At 61.6% G+C, this 15,368-nt stretch carries 18 protein-coding genes; 11 read left to right on the top strand and 7 right to left on the bottom strand.

The genetic code is table 11. The features are described from left to right. Nucleotides 1-44 precede the first annotated feature (44 nt). Nucleotides 45-386: a hypothetical protein gene (locus tag BKD70_RS08385; RefSeq protein ID WP_047277832.1), complete on the top strand. Its 342-nt coding sequence runs from the start codon at nucleotides 45-47 to the stop codon at nucleotides 384-386. Nucleotides 387-418: 32 nt separating this feature from the next. Here the strand turns inward: BKD70_RS08385 and trxA are convergent, their stop codons facing one another. From trxA to BKD70_RS08370, 3 genes are all read right to left on the bottom strand, one after another. Beyond that, the gene (trxA, locus tag BKD70_RS08380) at nucleotides 419-1,294 is read right to left on the bottom strand and encodes a thioredoxin (RefSeq protein ID WP_047277830.1); all 876 of its coding nucleotides are present in this window, start codon (nucleotides 1,292-1,294) and stop codon (nucleotides 419-421) included. A 67-nt stretch (nucleotides 1,295-1,361) separates the two neighbouring features. Further along, nucleotides 1,362-2,015: a methyltransferase gene (locus tag BKD70_RS08375; protein WP_047277828.1), complete on the bottom strand. Its 654-nt coding sequence runs from the start codon at nucleotides 2,013-2,015 to the stop codon at nucleotides 1,362-1,364. Further along, a complete protein-coding gene (locus BKD70_RS08370) occupies nucleotides 2,012-2,461 on the bottom strand; it encodes a YbaY family lipoprotein (protein WP_047277826.1) in 450 nt (149 codons plus the stop codon). Before BKD70_RS08370 ends, BKD70_RS08375 begins: the two co-directional genes overlap by 4 nt. Before the next feature lie 140 nt (nucleotides 2,462-2,601). On the opposite strand from BKD70_RS08370, the gene nrdR reads away from it, so the two are divergent. The 10 genes from nrdR to BKD70_RS08320 all read left to right on the top strand — a co-directional run bounded on the left by nrdR (nucleotide 2,602) and on the right by BKD70_RS08320 (nucleotide 10,038). Continuing rightward, entirely contained in the window at nucleotides 2,602-3,066 is a 465-nt protein-coding gene (nrdR, locus tag BKD70_RS08365) for a transcriptional regulator NrdR (RefSeq protein WP_162199719.1), read from the top strand. Between the two features lie 38 nt (nucleotides 3,067-3,104). Continuing rightward, complete coding sequence (gene ribD, locus BKD70_RS08360; RefSeq protein ID WP_047277935.1) at nucleotides 3,105-4,196, top strand: bifunctional diaminohydroxyphosphoribosylaminopyrimidine deaminase/5-amino-6-(5-phosphoribosylamino)uracil reductase RibD; 1,092 nt, start codon at nucleotides 3,105-3,107, stop codon at nucleotides 4,194-4,196. 46 nt (nucleotides 4,197-4,242) lie between these two features. Then, entirely contained in the window at nucleotides 4,243-4,908 is a 666-nt protein-coding gene (locus BKD70_RS08355; protein ID WP_047277823.1) for a riboflavin synthase, read from the top strand. A gap of 16 nt (nucleotides 4,909-4,924) precedes the next feature. Next, nucleotides 4,925-6,016 carry a bifunctional 3,4-dihydroxy-2-butanone-4-phosphate synthase/GTP cyclohydrolase II gene (gene ribBA / locus BKD70_RS08350; protein WP_047277821.1) on the top strand — a complete coding sequence of 364 codons (1,092 nt, stop codon included), beginning with the start codon at nucleotides 4,925-4,927 and terminating at the stop codon, nucleotides 6,014-6,016. A 92-nt stretch (nucleotides 6,017-6,108) separates the two neighbouring features. Further along, nucleotides 6,109-6,585 (top strand): 6,7-dimethyl-8-ribityllumazine synthase, encoded by a 477-nt coding sequence (gene ribE / locus BKD70_RS08345; RefSeq protein WP_047277819.1) that lies wholly within the window; start codon nucleotides 6,109-6,111, stop codon nucleotides 6,583-6,585. After that, nucleotides 6,582-7,082, top strand: a complete 501-nt coding sequence (gene nusB, locus BKD70_RS08340) for a transcription antitermination factor NusB (protein ID WP_047277816.1) — start codon at nucleotides 6,582-6,584, stop codon at nucleotides 7,080-7,082. Before ribE ends, nusB begins: the two co-directional genes overlap by 4 nt. Before the next feature lie 15 nt (nucleotides 7,083-7,097). Then, entirely contained in the window at nucleotides 7,098-8,051 is a 954-nt protein-coding gene (gene thiL / locus BKD70_RS08335; RefSeq protein WP_047277815.1) for a thiamine-phosphate kinase, read from the top strand. 153 nt (nucleotides 8,052-8,204) lie between these two features. After that, nucleotides 8,205-8,822 (top strand): GTP cyclohydrolase II, encoded by a 618-nt coding sequence (ribA, locus tag BKD70_RS08330; protein WP_047277934.1) that lies wholly within the window; start codon nucleotides 8,205-8,207, stop codon nucleotides 8,820-8,822. Continuing rightward, the gene (locus BKD70_RS08325; protein ID WP_047277812.1) at nucleotides 8,819-9,238 is read left to right on the top strand and encodes a hypothetical protein; all 420 of its coding nucleotides are present in this window, start codon (nucleotides 8,819-8,821) and stop codon (nucleotides 9,236-9,238) included. The genes ribA and BKD70_RS08325 overlap by 4 nt, the downstream gene beginning before the upstream one ends. After that, the gene (locus BKD70_RS08320; protein WP_047277810.1) at nucleotides 9,238-10,038 is read left to right on the top strand and encodes a cobalamin-binding protein; all 801 of its coding nucleotides are present in this window, start codon (nucleotides 9,238-9,240) and stop codon (nucleotides 10,036-10,038) included. The genes BKD70_RS08325 and BKD70_RS08320 overlap by 1 nt, the downstream gene beginning before the upstream one ends. 38 nt (nucleotides 10,039-10,076) lie before the next feature. On the opposite strand, the gene BKD70_RS08315 is transcribed toward BKD70_RS08320, so the two are convergent. From BKD70_RS08315 to BKD70_RS08300, 4 genes are all read right to left on the bottom strand, one after another. Continuing rightward, nucleotides 10,077-11,939 carry a TonB-dependent siderophore receptor gene (locus tag BKD70_RS08315; RefSeq protein ID WP_047277807.1) on the bottom strand — a complete coding sequence of 621 codons (1,863 nt, stop codon included), beginning with the start codon at nucleotides 11,937-11,939 and terminating at the stop codon, nucleotides 10,077-10,079. A gap of 97 nt (nucleotides 11,940-12,036) precedes the next feature. Further along, complete coding sequence (gene dxs / locus BKD70_RS08310) at nucleotides 12,037-13,935, bottom strand: 1-deoxy-D-xylulose-5-phosphate synthase (protein ID WP_047277805.1); 1,899 nt, start codon at nucleotides 13,933-13,935, stop codon at nucleotides 12,037-12,039. 133 nt (nucleotides 13,936-14,068) lie between these two features. Continuing rightward, the gene (gene ispA / locus BKD70_RS08305; protein WP_047277803.1) at nucleotides 14,069-14,956 is read right to left on the bottom strand and encodes a (2E,6E)-farnesyl diphosphate synthase; all 888 of its coding nucleotides are present in this window, start codon (nucleotides 14,954-14,956) and stop codon (nucleotides 14,069-14,071) included. Then, nucleotides 14,953-15,195 (bottom strand): exodeoxyribonuclease VII small subunit, encoded by a 243-nt coding sequence (locus BKD70_RS08300; RefSeq protein WP_047277800.1) that lies wholly within the window; start codon nucleotides 15,193-15,195, stop codon nucleotides 14,953-14,955. Before BKD70_RS08300 ends, ispA begins: the two co-directional genes overlap by 4 nt. Nucleotides 15,196-15,368 lie beyond the last annotated feature (173 nt).

The raw sequence follows: 15,368 nt of genomic DNA, 5'->3' as shown, positions 1-15,368 counted from the left end.
AGACGCATGGGAGCATGCGCACATGAAACTTGAGGAGCCCTGCAATGGTGCGGATTCGCGGAACAATTGGCGATTGGCCCGTCGATCTGACGGTTGAGCTGGACGAGACGGAGTGGGCGCAGTTGGGCGGGACGTTAAAAGCAGCGGCGCCCGCCAGCGTGGCGGTTGCCAGCACGCCGGTCAGTCAGGACGACGCGGTGTGGGAAATGACCAAGGCGTTACTGCGCAAGGCCGGACACATGACCGGGCCGCAGTTGCTGGCGCAATTAGAGGCCTTGACCGGCAGCACGGGAGCGGGCAAGCGGCTGTTGGTGCGCTTGCGTCATAGCCCGCAAGTGCAAGTGGCGAGCGGCGCGGACTCACCGGTTTACAGCTGGGTCGAATAAACCGGTGAGGGCGCGTTGTCGCCGCAGCGAGATCAGTACAGCGCGGCAAACAGTTTGCGGCGATAGGTGGTGACCAGCGGGTGATCGTTGCCCAGCAGGTCAAACACTTGCAGCAGGGTTTTGTGGGTGATGCCTTCGTTGTAGCTGCGGTTGCGGATAAACAATTTCAGCAAACCTTCCAGTGCGCCTTCGTATTGCTGGCGCGCCAACTGCTGCACGGCCAGTTGGTAGGCAGCTTCGTCGTCCTGCGGGTTCTGCGCCACACGGGTTTTGAGGTCTGCCACATCCGGCAGGTCTTTGGCCTGGCTCAAGAAGGTCAACTGCGCCTTGGCGCCCGCCAGCTCGGCTTTATGTTCGTCGCTCTTGACCGCGTCCAGCACGGCTTGGGCCTCAGTCAGCTCACCTCGCTCGGCCAGGCAACGGCCATACAGAATCAATGCCCTGGCATTAGTGTTGTCTTCGGTCAGTACCTGCTTGAGCAACGCTTCTGCGTCGGCAAAGCGGCTTTCGGCAAACAGGGCCTGCGCTTGCACCATCGGGTCTTCAGCTGGCGGAGCGGGCATTTCGACATGAGGCTTAAGCATGGCGCGAATCGCGGATTCGGGTTGCGCCTCCTGAAAGCCATCAACCACCTTGCCGTCCTTGAACAACACCACCGTCGGCAGGGTGCGGATGCCGATGCGGCCCACGATGTCCTGTTCCACATCGCAGTTGACCTTGGCCAGCAGCAGCTCGCCCTGATAGTCCTCGGCTATCTGCTCCAGAATCGGCAGCATCACCTTGCACGGGGCGCACCACTCTGCCCAGAAATCCACCAGGACGGGTTGTTCAAAAGAGGCTTCAACAACCTGTTTGTCGAAGTCTGCCGACGTCACGTCAAAGCTATATGCAGTCGTAGGTTGAGTCATTGTGGGTCTCGAAACAGGTAAATGAAGGCAACTATAAAGGCTGCGCGGGCACGCTGAAAGTCGCGTGTCAGCGCTGCGCGTGATACAGGCTCACGTGACGGAACTCATGGGGCTCGGCCAGATCCGGCAAGGTGAGCGCCTTGAGGCTTTCCAACTGGCGGTACAGCGGATGCCTGAAGTCGCGCACCCGTGAATCGGCCACCAGCGTTTGCTGCCCGCGGGTTAGGAACTGGTCAAGCAGGGGCAGGTTTTCGCGGTCGTACAGCACATCAGCGACCAGGATCAGATCAAAGCGATCTGCCTCGGCGAAGAAATCGTCGGAGTAGCCCAACTGCACGTGATTGAGCGCGGCATTGGCCTGGCAGGCGGCCAGCGCCAGCGGGTCGAGATCGCACGCCAGCACTTCCAGCGCGCCAGCCTTGGCTGCTGCAATCGCGGCCACGCCTGAGCCAGCACCGAAGTCCAGCACGCGCTTGCCTTGGACCCAATGCGGCTGCTCGGCCAGGTAGCGCGCCAGGGCCAAACCGCTGGCCCAGCAAAACGCCCAGTACGGCGGCTCATGCAAAATGCGCCGGGTCTCGTCCGGGGTGAAGGCGCGGTCCATGTTCTGCGCGTCGATCAGCCACAGCTTGAGCGACGTGTCGGGCAGGTCGGTGACCACCAGTTGCGCATCCCCCAGCAGTTCACTCAGCGACTGTTGCAGGGCCAACGGCGGGTTCATGGTGCTTTGACAAAGGCCAGGGTGCCCAAGGCTTGCGTGGTCGGCTGCTGGATGATGCGCGACGGCAAGTGCAGGATCAGTTGCCCGGACTGGCTGGCGCGCCCGCGCAGTTCGACCCGTGCACCGGCCGGAAATGCCTGCGGGTTAAAGCGCAGCTTGAATGGCAGTGGCTGGTTGTTGCCGACAATCTTGCTGCTGGCCATCAGCCCTTGAGGGCGACCGCGTTCATCCACGATCAACATCGCCAATTCAACTTCGGCGCCTGCGGGCGCGCCCGTCAATACGCCGCTCAGTTCACGTTGATAGGCAGGCAAGGGCCCCAGATCGGCAGGCGCATCGGTTTTAGGCTGGGTCAGCACTTGAGGTTGCGCCGACTTGGGCGGCTCGCTGCTACAGGCGACCAGCACACTGGCGAGGCACAGCAAAACAAGCGTTCGTAGCGACATAGAGGGCTCCAGCGGCAGGTCAGTCGACGTATCGGATTGTGTAAAACGTAGTAGGCGGACTGTATACCGTAAAGCCTATGGCTTGTCTTGCCAGTGGGATGCGCTACCATGGCGCTCCCCATTTTTTGTTGCCTGCCACCATGCACTGTCCCTTCTGCGGTGCCAACGACACTAAAGTCATCGACTCGCGTCTGGTCGCCGAGGGCGATCAGGTGCGTCGCCGGCGCGAATGCCTGGCCTGTGGTGAACGCTTCACCACCTTTGAAACAGCTGAGTTGGTCTTACCTCGCCTCATCAAGCAGGACGGCAGCCGTCAGCCGTTCGACGAAGAAAAACTGCGCGCCGGTATGCAGCGTGCGCTGGAAAAACGCCCGGTCAGTGTCGAGCGTCTTGAAGCGGCGCTGGCGCATATCAAAAGCAGGCTGCGCGCCACCGGCGAACGCGAAGTCAAATCGCTGGTGGTCGGTGAGCTGGTCATGACCGAGCTGCAAAAACTCGACGAAGTGGCCTACATCCGTTTTGCTTCTGTGTATCGACGCTTCCAGGACCTCAACGAGTTCCGCGAAGAGATCGACCGCCTTGCCCGTGAGCCTTCAAAGGAGTGATTGTGTCCACTGAGCAATCCGTACTGGACGCCCATTACATGGCGCGTGCCATCGAACTGGCCCGAAAGGGCCTGTATACCACCCATCCCAACCCGCGTGTCGGCTGCGTGATTGTGCGTGACGGTCAGGTCGTGGGCGAGGGCTGGCATGTGCGGGCCGGTGAACCCCATGCCGAGGTTCACGCATTGCGTGCCGCTGGCGAGCTGGCTCGCGGGGCGACCGCCTATGTCACCCTTGAGCCGTGCAGCCACCATGGCCGCACCCCGCCGTGCGCCGAAGGGTTGGTCACGGCCGGGGTCGCCCGCGTGGTGGCCGCCATGCAAGACCCGAACCCGGAAGTCGCCGGGCGTGGCCTCAAGCGTTTGACGGATGCCGGGATCGACGTGCGCTGCGGCGTGCTTGAAACCCAGGCGCGGGCCCTGAACCAGGGGTTTCTCAAACGCATGGAACACGGCTTGCCGTTTGTGCGGGTCAAATTGGCAATGAGCCTGGACGGGCGCACGGCGATGGCCAGTGGCGAGAGCCAATGGATCACCGGCCCTGCCGCGCGTTCGGCCGTGCAGCGTCTACGCGCCGAGGCCAGCGTCGTGATCACGGGCGCCGACACCGTGCTGGCCGACGGTGCGCGCCTGACCGTACGTGCCGACGAGCTGGGGCTGGATGCCGAGCAGACCGCGCTGGTCATGAGCCGCCCGCCGCTGCGCGTGTTGATCGATGGCCGCCTGCGCGTGCCGCTCGATGCGCCGTTTTTCAAGGCTGGCCCGGCGCTTGTGGCCACCTGCGTACCGCCTGCCGAGCAATACCGCACGGGGCCCGAGTGCCTGGTGATCCCTGGCGAGAACGGTCAGGTCGATCTGCGTCAATTGCTGGTGGCGCTGGCGGCGCGGGGCGTCAACGAGGTATTGGTTGAAGCCGGTCCACGTCTGGCGGGCGCATTTGCCGAGCAAGGGCTGGTGGACGAATATCAGATTTTCATCGCGGCCAAGTTTTTGGGTTCAACGGCACGTCCGTTGCTGGAATTGCCCTTGACCCGCATGAGCGAGGCAACCGAGCTCAAGATCATTGATATGCGCGCAGTTGGGGATGACTGGCGAGTCACTGCCATACCTGTGCCATCAGCCAGCGTATAATTCTCAGCCTCCGTTTTACGCAGGCTTGGTTCTCAAGGGGAACGCCATGTTTACCGGCATCATCGAATCCATCGGCAACATCCGTGCACTGACCCCAAAAGGTGGCGATGTACGGGTTTATGTAGAGACCGGCAAGCTCGACCTGAGCGACGTTAAACTCGGTGACAGCATTGCCATCAACGGCGTTTGCCTGACAGCCGTTGAGCTGCCGGGCAACGGCTTTATGGCCGACGTCAGTCGCGAGACGCTGGACTGCACGGCTTTCAATGACTTGAAATCGGGCAGCCGGGTCAACCTCGAAAAAGCCCTGACGCCGACCACGCGTCTGGGCGGTCATCTGGTGAGCGGTCACGTGGACGGCGTCGGCGAGGTGATCTCCCGCGAAGAGAACGCCCGCGCCATCGAATTCCGCATCCGCGCGCCGAAAGAGCTGGCCAAGTACATCGCCCATAAAGGCTCGATCACGGTCGACGGCACCAGCCTGACCGTGAACGCGGTCAATGGCGCCGAATTCTCGTTGACCATCATCCCGCACACCCTGAGCGAAACCATCATGGACGACTACCGTCCGGGCCGCCGGGTGAACCTTGAGGTCGATCTGCTGGCGCGTTATCTGGAGCGCTTGCTGCTGGGCGACAAGGCCGCCGAGCCGACCAAGGGCAGCACCATCAGCGAAAGTTTTCTGGCCGCCAACGGCTACCTCAAATCCTGACTTAAGGGGGTGCCGCGTGGCGCTCAACAGCATCGAAGAACTGGTTGAAGACATCCGCCAAGGCAAGATGGTCATCCTCATGGATGACGAAGACCGCGAGAACGAAGGCGACCTGATCATGGCCGCCGAGTGCTGCAAGGCCGAGCACATCAACTTCATGGCGCGTTTCGCCCGTGGCCTGATTTGCATGCCGATGACCCGCGAGCGTTGCGAGCTGCTCAAGCTGCCGTTGATGGCACCGCGCAACGGCTCGGGGTTCGGCACCAAGTTCACCGTTTCCATCGAAGCCGCCACCGGCGTCACCACCGGCATCTCCGCCGCTGATCGCGCCCGCACCGTGCAAGCTGCCGCCGCCAAGGACGCCAAGGCTGAAGACATCGTCAGCCCGGGGCATATCTTCCCGCTGATGGCACAGGCTGGCGGCACGCTGGCGCGTGCCGGTCACACCGAAGCGGCCTGTGACCTGGCGCGCATGGCCGGTTTTGAGCCAAGCGGCGTGATCTGCGAAGTGATGAACGACGATGGCACCATGTCGCGTCGCGCCGAGCTGGAAAAATTCGCGTCTGAACACAACATCAAAATCGGCACCATCGCTGACCTGATCCACTACCGGATGATCCACGAACGTACCGTTCAGCGGATAGCCGAGCAGCCGCTGGACAGCGAACTGGGCCAATTCAACCTGGTGACCTATCGTGACTCAGTCGAAGGCGACGTGCACATGGCACTGACTCTGGGCAAGATCTGCGCAGATGAACCGACGCTGGTGCGGGTGCATAACATGGACCCGCTGCGTGACCTGCTGATGGTCAAGCAGCCCGGCCGCTGGAGCCTGCGTGCTGCCATGAGCGCCGTCGCAGAGGCTGGCAGCGGTGTGGTGCTGCTGTTGGGGCACCCGCTGGATGGCGACGTGTTGCTGGCGCACATCCGCGAAACAGCCGACGCTTTGCCGGCCAAAAAACCGACGACCTACAGCATTGTGGGGGCCGGTTCGCAGATCCTGCGTGACCTCGGTGTGCGCAAAATGCGCCTGATGAGTTCACCGATGAAGTTCAACGCCATATCCGGTTTCGATCTGGAAGTTGTAGAATACGTGCCCTCCGAATAAAGACCGGGTGTTTCCCGCCTGAAATTCGTGGCCCAAACTCATTAAAGAACGCACGCGAGTGCGTTCTGGCTCTTTAATACGAGACATACCGAATGACCCTGAAGACCATCGAAGGTACCTTCATTGCCCCCAAAGGCCGCTACGCACTCGTGGTTGGCCGTTTCAACAGCTTCGTCGTCGAAAGCCTGGTGAGTGGTGCCGTTGATGCCCTGGTTCGCCACGGTGTGAACGAAAACGACATCACCATCATTCGTGCGCCTGGCGCGTTTGAAATCCCGCTGGTTGCGCAAAAAGTTGCCCAGCGCAATGAGTTCGCGGCCATTGTCGCCCTGGGCGCTGTGATTCGTGGCGGTACTCCGCACTTCGAATACGTGGCCGGCGAGTGCACCAAGGGTTTGGCTCAGGTGTCCATGCAGTTCGGCGTACCGGTTGCATTCGGCGTGCTGACCGTTGACTCCATCGAACAAGCCATCGAGCGTTCCGGCACCAAAGCCGGTAACAAAGGCGCTGAAGCCGCCTTGTCCGCCCTCGAAATGGTCAGCCTGTTGGCGCAGTTGGAGGCCAAGTGATTTCCGACGAAAGCGATCGTTTCAACCCGCGCGATCCAAAACCTGCGGACGCTGGCAAGCCCTCCAAAAGCGCTAAACGTCGTGAAGCACGTCAGCTCGCGACCCAAGCGCTGTACCAGTGGCACATGGCCAAGCACTCGCTGAACGAGATCGAAGCGCAGTTTCGCGTTGATAACGACTTCACCGACGTGGATGCCGCCTATTTCCGCGAAATCCTGCACGGCGTGCCTGCGCACAAAGCCGATATCGATGCTGCTCTGGCCCCGTGCCTGGACATCACCATCGAAGAGCTGGACCCGGTTGAACTGGCCGTCCTGCGCCTGTCCACCTGGGAGCTGATCAAGCGTGTGGACGTGCCTTACCGTGTGGTCATCAACGAAGGCATCGAGCTGGCCAAAGTGTACGGTTCCACTGACGGGCACAAGTTCGTCAACGGCGTACTGGACAAATTGGCACCGCGCCTGCGTGAAGCTGAAGTCAAGGCGTTCAAGCGCTAAACAGCGCTGTCGGCCATGGGCGAGTTCGAGCTGATCCGCACCGTTTTCGCTGCCGCGCCTTGTGCGCAGGGCGGCGAGGGCGTTGCGTTGGGCATTGGCGACGACTGCGCCCTGCTGGAGGTTCCCTTCGGGGAACAGCTGGCAATCTCCACTGACACGCTGGTGGCTGGCGTGCATTTCGCAGACCCCTGCGACCCTTTTTTGCTCGGTCAGCGTTCGCTGGCGGTGGCGGCCAGTGATCTGGCGGCCATGGGCGCAACTCCCCTCGCGTTTACCCTTGCCCTGACCCTGCCGTCGGTTGCCGCCGATTGGCTGCACGCGTTTGCCCGGGGTTTGAACCAGATGGCGCAACGCTGCAACGTGCGCCTGATCGGTGGAGACACCACCCGTGGCCCGTTGTGCCTGACGTTGACCGTGTTCGGTCGCGTCCCGGCGGGCCAGGCCCTGACCCGCAGCGGCGCCCGGGCGGGTGATCTGCTGTGCGTGGGCGGTGAGCTGGGCAATGCCGCCGGGGCCTTGCCTCTGGTGCTGGGCCAGCGCAGCGCCGAATCCTTTATCGCCGAGCCGCTGCTGGCACACTACTGGTCACCGCAGCCGCAACTGGCGTTGGGCCAGGCGCTGCGTGGCAAGGCGACCTCGGCGCTGGATATCTCGGACGGTTTGCTGGCTGACTGCGGGCACATTGCGCAGGCGTCGCGCGTCCGGCTGCTGATTGAGCACGACCGCCTGCCCATCTCGCTGGCGCTGCAGGAGTTTCTGGGCGACGCGGCCGCACAGCAAGCGGCGTTAAGCGGCGGCGATGACTATGTGCTGGCGTTTACGCTACCGGCTGTTGAATTGCCCACATTGCTGGCCGATGGCTGGCCGGTGCATGTGATCGGCCGGGTGGTTGAAGGGCAGGGCGTTGGCGTGCTGGATGCACACGGGCAGGACATCACCCCGACAACCCGTGGCTATCAGCATTTTTAAGGCGAGCGTCTGTCACTGCCGCCGCCATGCCGCGTGTCCCATCAAACTTTTAGATATTTATCCTCGATAATTCAGCCTAAGCGTCTGTAGGAACGTCCTGTTACAATGCCGCCTCTGCGAATTTCCAGTCCTCAAATTGATCAGGAGCACACGGTGCCCGTCGCTTTTGTTGCCGCTTGCAAACTCCCTACCCCCTTTGCCGAATTCACCATGCATGGCTTCCTTGAGAAGGCCACGGGCCGTGAACACGTTGTGCTCAGTCTGGGCGACGTGGCGGACGGTGCGCCGGTTCTGGGCCGCGTGCATTCCGAGTGCCTGACCGGCGATGCCCTGTTCAGCCAGCGCTGCGATTGCGGCTCTCAACTCGAAGCCGCCTTGCAGGCCATCGCCCGTGAAGGCCGTGGCGTGTTGCTGTACTTGCGTCAGGAGGGCCGTGGGATTGGCCTGCTGAACAAGGTGCGTGCCTACCAATTGCAGGACGGTGGTGCCGATACCGTAGAAGCCAACGAACGTCTGGGCTTTGCCGCTGACCAGCGTGACTACGCCATCTGCCTGCCGATGCTGGAACACTTGGGCGTGACGTCGCTGCGCTTGATGACCAACAACCCGCGCAAGGTCAAAGCCTTGACCGACATGGGCATTACCGTGGCCGAGCGCGTGCCTTTGCACACCGGGCAAAACCCGCACAACAAACTGTACCTGGCGACCAAAGCCAACAAGCTCGGGCACATGATGGGCAATCAGCACCAGAACGAGGCAGACCCGGCGTGACGCGGGGCCAGCGTCGTCGGCGCCTGAGTTTCAGTTGGTGGCAACAGCTGGTGCTGACTTGCTTGCCGCTGGTACTGGTCAACGGTTTTTTCGGCAGCGCCGAACCGCTGTGGCCTGAATTGGCCATGCCCCTGTTTATTGCGGGCGTGTTGTCGATGTTCGTGACCCTGCGCACGTTCGGGCCGTATAAACATGGCCTGATTGACCTGCAAAAGTCCCTCGACACAGACCAGGAACCTGCCGCCTGGGATGCATTGGCGCACGTGCGGCGTCGTGCATTGCTGGCCGCCGGGTTGCCCGCCTGGATCGCCGCGCTGGGCGTGTTTGTCGGTCTCGAAGGCGTGCCGCTGTTGCTGCTGGCGTTGTCAACGCTGGTGCTGTTTTACCTCTATCGCATCCCCCGTCAGGTCGGCTGATGCGCCTGTGGCTGGCGGTTCTGCTGCTGGCCGTGGGCACTCAGGCCATGGCGGCCACGCGGGTGGTCAGCCTGGCGCCCTCACTCTCTGAAATCGTCGTGGAACTGGGCGCAACCGATCTGCTCGTCGGGCGGCTGGAGGCGGGCGAGACCTTGCCTGAGCTGGTGAATGTGCCCTCGGTCGGTGGCTATGGCCAATTGGATATGGAGCGCTTGCTCAGCCTGCGCCCGGACTTGATTCTGCTCTGGCCCGGTAGCGTTGGCGTGGCGCAGCGCGACCAGTTGAAACGCTTGAACATTCCCACCTTTACCGCCGAACCGAAAAACCTGACGCAGTTGATCGATCAGGTCGAAGGGGTGGCGACTGCGCTCAATCGCGCCGAACGCGGTCGTGAGTTGGCCGCCCGGTTGCGGGCACGTCTGGAGCAGCTACGCCAGCAACACGCCCGCGAACAACCGTTGCGCGTGTTTTATCAAGTGTGGGATCGGCCCCTGTACACCGTGGGCGGCGGTCAAATCATCAGCGATGCACTGGCCCTGTGCGGGGCGCGCAATGTGTTTGCGGACGTGTCATTGCCCGCGCCGCAGGTCAGCGTCGAGTCCGTGTTGCAACGCAATCCCGACGTGATCATTGCAGGCACTCAGGCGCAGTTGGATGCCTGGAAAGCCTGGCCGCAGCTCGAAGCGGTGAAGCAAGGGCGGTTGCTGTTACTGGCTGATAAAGGTCTGGAGCGCCCGAGCGGACAAATGATCGAAGCCACGGCCCGTTTATGCGAACAACTGGCCGAACCTAGACCGTAGCCACTGAGGCACCGTGCGAGCGTGACCCGGCACGGCGTTTACAGGCGGGGTGTCCAGGTGACGGCCAGCTGCACGCTGCGCCGCTCTTCGCGATAGCCGTAATAGTCACCTTCATAGCTGTACAACGCGCGCGTGAAAGTCTTGTCCAGCAGGTTATCGACTTTCAGGTCCAGCCTGACCTCTGAGCTGGCGAGCCAATTGGCACGCACGCCCAACAGGGCGTACCCGCCAAGCGGCTGCTGGTTTTGCTCATCGTTATAGCTGCTGCTGACCGCTTGCCAGCTGGCACCTACGCCGATGCGGTCAAACTGTCGATCCAGATCAAGGTTCAATGTACGACGCGCCCGGCGGCTCAGGGTTTTACCGGTGTCGCGGTCGCGCGGGTCGATGATGGCGACACCGAGGCTGCTCTGCCAGCCGAACCACTCCTGGTGCAGCGCGCTTTCTAAACCGGTGATGCGTGCAGCCCCTATGTTATGAGGGAAGGACTGTTCCCCTTTTTTTAAATACTCAATCGCGTCGCGAATATCGGTGCGATACAGGGACGTCTCCAGCCGGCTGGTATCACTCAGTTGGCTACGCCATTGAAACTCATAACTTTTTGAGTGTTCAGGTTTGAGCGTTGGGTTGCCGAAGCCCGTGTAATACAGATCGTTAAACGTAGGCGCCCTGAAACCTTCGCTGTAGGACATCAGCACATCGTTATCGGCATTGAGCGGCACCGTCAGGCTCGCGCTCCAGGTGTTGTTGCTGCCAAATTGCTGGTTTTTGTCATGTCGCAGCCCCAGCTCCGTTGAAAACCCCTCGCCCTGAAAACGGTGCTGAATAAATACCGCGCGGTTCCAGCGGCTGTCTTTGTCGAAGTCGGTGTTGCTGCGAACCCGATCCTGATACGCGTCGAGGCCCAGCATCAGGCTGTTTAGATCGTCCAGCGCGAGGCTGTTTTGCCAGTTCAGGGAATCGCGATAGGTGTTGAAGCTATAAAGGTCGGGGCTTAGTTTGTCGCGCGTCGTTTCACGGTTCTCGCTGTGGCCGAGTTCGAGGCGCGAATTCCAGCGTTCGGAGAACTGTGCGTCAACGAAACTGCCTACGCTGCTGATGTCGAAATCGCTATAGGCCTTTTGCCCGAACATCGCATCAAGTTCAGTTTTACCCTCGCTCTTGACGGCACTGAGGCCGATCTCAAGGCGGTCGCTCAGGTGGTGACTCAGGTTCAAACTGACCGATTGGTTGCGATAGGCATCGTGGTCGTTGTCGACCGGGTAGGACACGGTCGTGCGGTCGATGCCGGCCGTGTTTTCCAGCGCACCGCTGAGGTTGAAGCGAGTCTGAGCGTCACCGCCTGAAATGCCCACACTGTTTTGTGAGCTGCCATAACTGCCCATGGCGCTGTGCAAGCGCAGTTGCGGGGGCTGTTCGGCGCCGCGTCGGGTAAAGATCTGAATCACCCCGCCAATCGCATCGCTGCCATACACCACTGAGCGCGAGCCGCGCAGCACTTCGACGCGCTCGATCTGGTCGATGTTCAGGTATTGCAGGTTGCTGTCGGCCGAGGTGGCATTGGCCATGCGCTGGCCGTCAACCAGCACCAGGCTCTGCGCCGATTTGGTGCCGCGAATGTAGATACCCGGCAATGCACCGCGTCCGCCACTGCGCGCCACTTGCACACCCGGAACTCGGCCCAGCAGGTCGGTCAGGCTTGTGGGTTGCAGGCGGTCGATATCCTCACGGGTAAACACGCTGTTGGCGCTGGTGCTGTCCGAACGCGCTTGCACCTGGCGGTTGCCGGTGATCAGTGTTTGCGGGAGTTTGAGGGCGTTTTCGCGATCCGCGGTGTCTGCCAGCAAGGGGCTGGCCGGGATGCTGCCGAGAATCAGGGCCGCTAGGCGAAGCGATTTCATGAGTTCCGAATTCTGTGGTCCCCGTCGTGGTTCACAAGGGACGAGGCGGTGATCGGGGGGAACCCGATCACCTCGTTTTGCTAACGACTGAGCGGGTTTACAGCCCCAGCAGTTCCATGCGTTGACGCACCGATGCTTCGATCCCGGCCGCGTTCAGGCCGCACTCGGCCAGCATCTGGCTTGGCTTGGCGTGTTCCACGTACACGTCGGGCAAGCCCAGGTGCAGGATTGGCTTGAGCAGGTTTTCGCGGGCCATGAACTCGCTGACACCCGCCCCCGCACCGCCCATGATGGCGTTTTCTTCGATCGTTACCAGCAGCTCGTGGCTGTTGGCCATCTCGCGCACCAGAGTTTCATCCATCGGCTTGACGAAGCGCATGTCGACCACGGTCGCGTCGAGGGTTTCGGCCACTTGCAGGGCTTGCGCCAGTTGCACGCCAAACACCAGCATCGCGACTTTTGAGCCGTGGCGACGAATCACGCCTTTGCCGATTTCCAGCGGCTCCAGGGTTTTTTCGATGGGCGCATTCGGCCCCGTGCCCCGCGGGTAGCGCACTGCTGCCGGGCCGTTGTACAGGTGGCCGGTGGTGAGCATTTTGCGCAATTCGTTTTCATCGCTCGGGGTCATGATGACCATGCCCGGGATGCAACGCAGGTACGACAGGTCGAAACTGCCCGCGTGGGTCGGGCCGTCTTCACCTACCAGACCGGCACGGTCAATGGCAAACAGCACATCCAGATTTTGCACCGCGACGTCATGCACCAGTTGGTCATAGCCGCGTTGCAGGAATGTCGAGTAAATCGCCACGACCGGCTTGGCGCCTTCGCAGGCCATGCCGGCCGCGAGAGTGACCGCATGCTGTTCAGCGATGGCCACGTCGAAATAACGCAGCGGGAAGCGCTCGCTGAACTTGATCAGGTCCGAGCCTTCTTTCATCGCCGGGGTAATCCCCACCAGGCGCTGGTCCGCAGCGGCCATGTCGCACAACCAGTCGCCAAAGACCGCGGAGTATTTTGGCCCGCTGGCCACTTTGGGCGCTGCAACCGGTGCGTCCAGAGGTTCGAGCTTGGTGATGGCGTGGTAGCCAATCGGGTCTGCTTCCGCCGGGGCGAAGCCTTTGCCTTTTTTAGTGACAACGTGCAGGAACTGCGGGCCTTTGAGGTCACGCATGTTGCGCAGCGTGGCGATCAGCGTCGGCAAATCATGGCCGTCAATCGGGCCGATGTAGTTCCAGCCGAGCTCTTCGAACAGCGTACCGGGCACCAGCATGCCTTTGGCATATTCCTCGGTACGGCGCGCGATTTCCCACGCGCCCGGCAAGCGCGACAGCACTTTCTTGCTGCCTTCGCGCATGCTGGCGTACGTCCGGCTGGACAGGATTTTGGCCAGGTAGTTGGACAACCCCCCGACATTGCGCGAGATCGACATGTCGTTGTCGTTGAGGATCACCAACATGTTGGCGTCGACCTCGGGCGCATGGTTCAAGGCTTCAAACGCCATGCCAGCGGTCAGGGCGCCATCACCGATCACGGCAATTGCCTTGCGATCACTGTTTTGCAGGCGGGCGGCTATGGCCATGCCTAAAGCTGCACTGATTGAGGTGCTGGAGTGGCCGACGCCAAAGGTGTCGTACTCGCTCTCGGAGCGACGCGGGAACGCGGCCACGCCGTCCTTCTGACGCAAGGTCGCCATTTGTTCACGGCGTCCGGTCAGGATTTTATGCGGATACGCCTGATGACCCACGTCCCACACCAGACGGTCGTCCGGGGTGTCGAACACGTAGTGCAACGCAATGGTCAGTTCAATGACGCCCAGGCCGGCACCGAAATGCCCACCCGTCTGACCGACGGTGTAGAGCAGTTCCTGGCGCAATTCATCGGCCAAAGGTTCCAGCTCGGCTTCGGCTAACCGGCGCAGGCCCGCAGGCGTGCCGGCTCGGTCGAGCAGGGGCGTGGTCGGGCGTATGCGGGGAATCTCATGAAACGTCGTTGGCATCAGGCGAATCGTTATAGGTATAAGAAGAGGCGGCAGTTTACCTTATGCAACGGAAGCTGCCCACGGAGTCTGGAGCTCGTTAGTCAGACCTTGGCCGTAGAGCCGGTCGGAAAAAGAGGTGTTGCGCCGCTTTTTAGTGGCGGCGCTCCACGATGTAACGTGCAAGCTCACGCAAAGGCTCGGCAGCTGCATCAAATGGTCGCAGGGCGTTAATGGCCTGATCGCGTAATTCGAGCGCATAGGTTTTGGCCGCTGCCAGCCCCATCAAGGACGGATAGGTCGGCTTGTCGCGGGCCGCATCGGCGCCTGACTGTTTGCCAAGCGTAGCCGTATCTCCCTCAACATCCAGGATGTCGTCCTGAACCTGGAACGCCAGACCAATGGCCCGCGCGTAGATGTTCAAAGCGTGCAGGTCTTCAGGGCGGGCGTGACCACTGGCCAGCGCGCCCAACTGGACGCTGGCTTCGATCAGGGCGCCGGTCTTGTGGCGGTGCATGTATTCAAGGGCAGTCCGGTCGAGCTTGACCCCGACCGAACCCAGGTCAATGGCTTGCCCGCCGACCATGCCCGCCGGGCCTGCGGCCATCGCCAGGTCAGAGACCATGCGCAGTCGGGTGTCAGCGTCCAGCGTGTTCATGTGCGGGTCGAGCAGGGCGGTAAATGCCAGGCTCTGCAAGCCGTCACCGGCCAGAATCGCGCAGGCTTCGTCAAAGGCTTTGTGGGTGGTGGGCTGGCCGCGGCGCAAATCGTCGTCGTCCATGGCCGGCAAATCATCGTGTACCAGCGAATAGGCGTGGATCAGCTCCACTGCGCACGCTGCACCGTTGGCCTGCTCAGGGGCAGCGCCCAAGGCTTGGCAAGCGGCGTAGGCCAACAGCGGCCGCACCCGTTTGCCGCCATTCATGACGCTGTAGCGCATCGCCTCGTACAGGCGGGCCAGCTCCGGTGCCGGAGCGACAAACAAGCGTTCGAGGGCCGCGTTGACACGGGCCTGGCTGCTGGCTTGATAAGCATCAATCATTCGGGTTGTTCCGCATCAAATGGCTCTTGGGCCAATTCACCATCACGTTCGAGCAGGATTTGCACTTTCTGTTCGGCCTGGGCCAGTGCGCCCTGGCATTCGCGGGTCAGGCGGATGCCTTGCTCGAATGCTGTCAGGGAGTCTTCCAGCGACAACTCGCCGTTTTCCAGACGCTCGACCAGTGTTTGCAGGTCAGCGAGGGACTGCTCGAAATCCAGGGAAGCTTTTTTGCGGGCCATGGCGGCATTCTCGGTAGGCGTTAAAACCGGCTGACACTAGCAGACGGCGGGTTTTGGGGCAAATCCGACGGTAGGTGGCCTGCCGTAGCGTCGGGCCTGCCCGCAGGTTTCACAACGTTTGTGTGGAACTACAGGAGCTGACTTTCAGAGCTTAGGCTGACGGTGAAAACGTC

Origin of the sequence: Pseudomonas sp. BS-2016 (assembly GCF_001806145.1) — a bacterium.
Taxonomy (GTDB): Bacteria; Pseudomonadota; Gammaproteobacteria; order Pseudomonadales; family Pseudomonadaceae; genus Aquipseudomonas; species Aquipseudomonas lundensis.
This window is presented reverse-complemented; position numbering and strand designations above follow the sequence as displayed.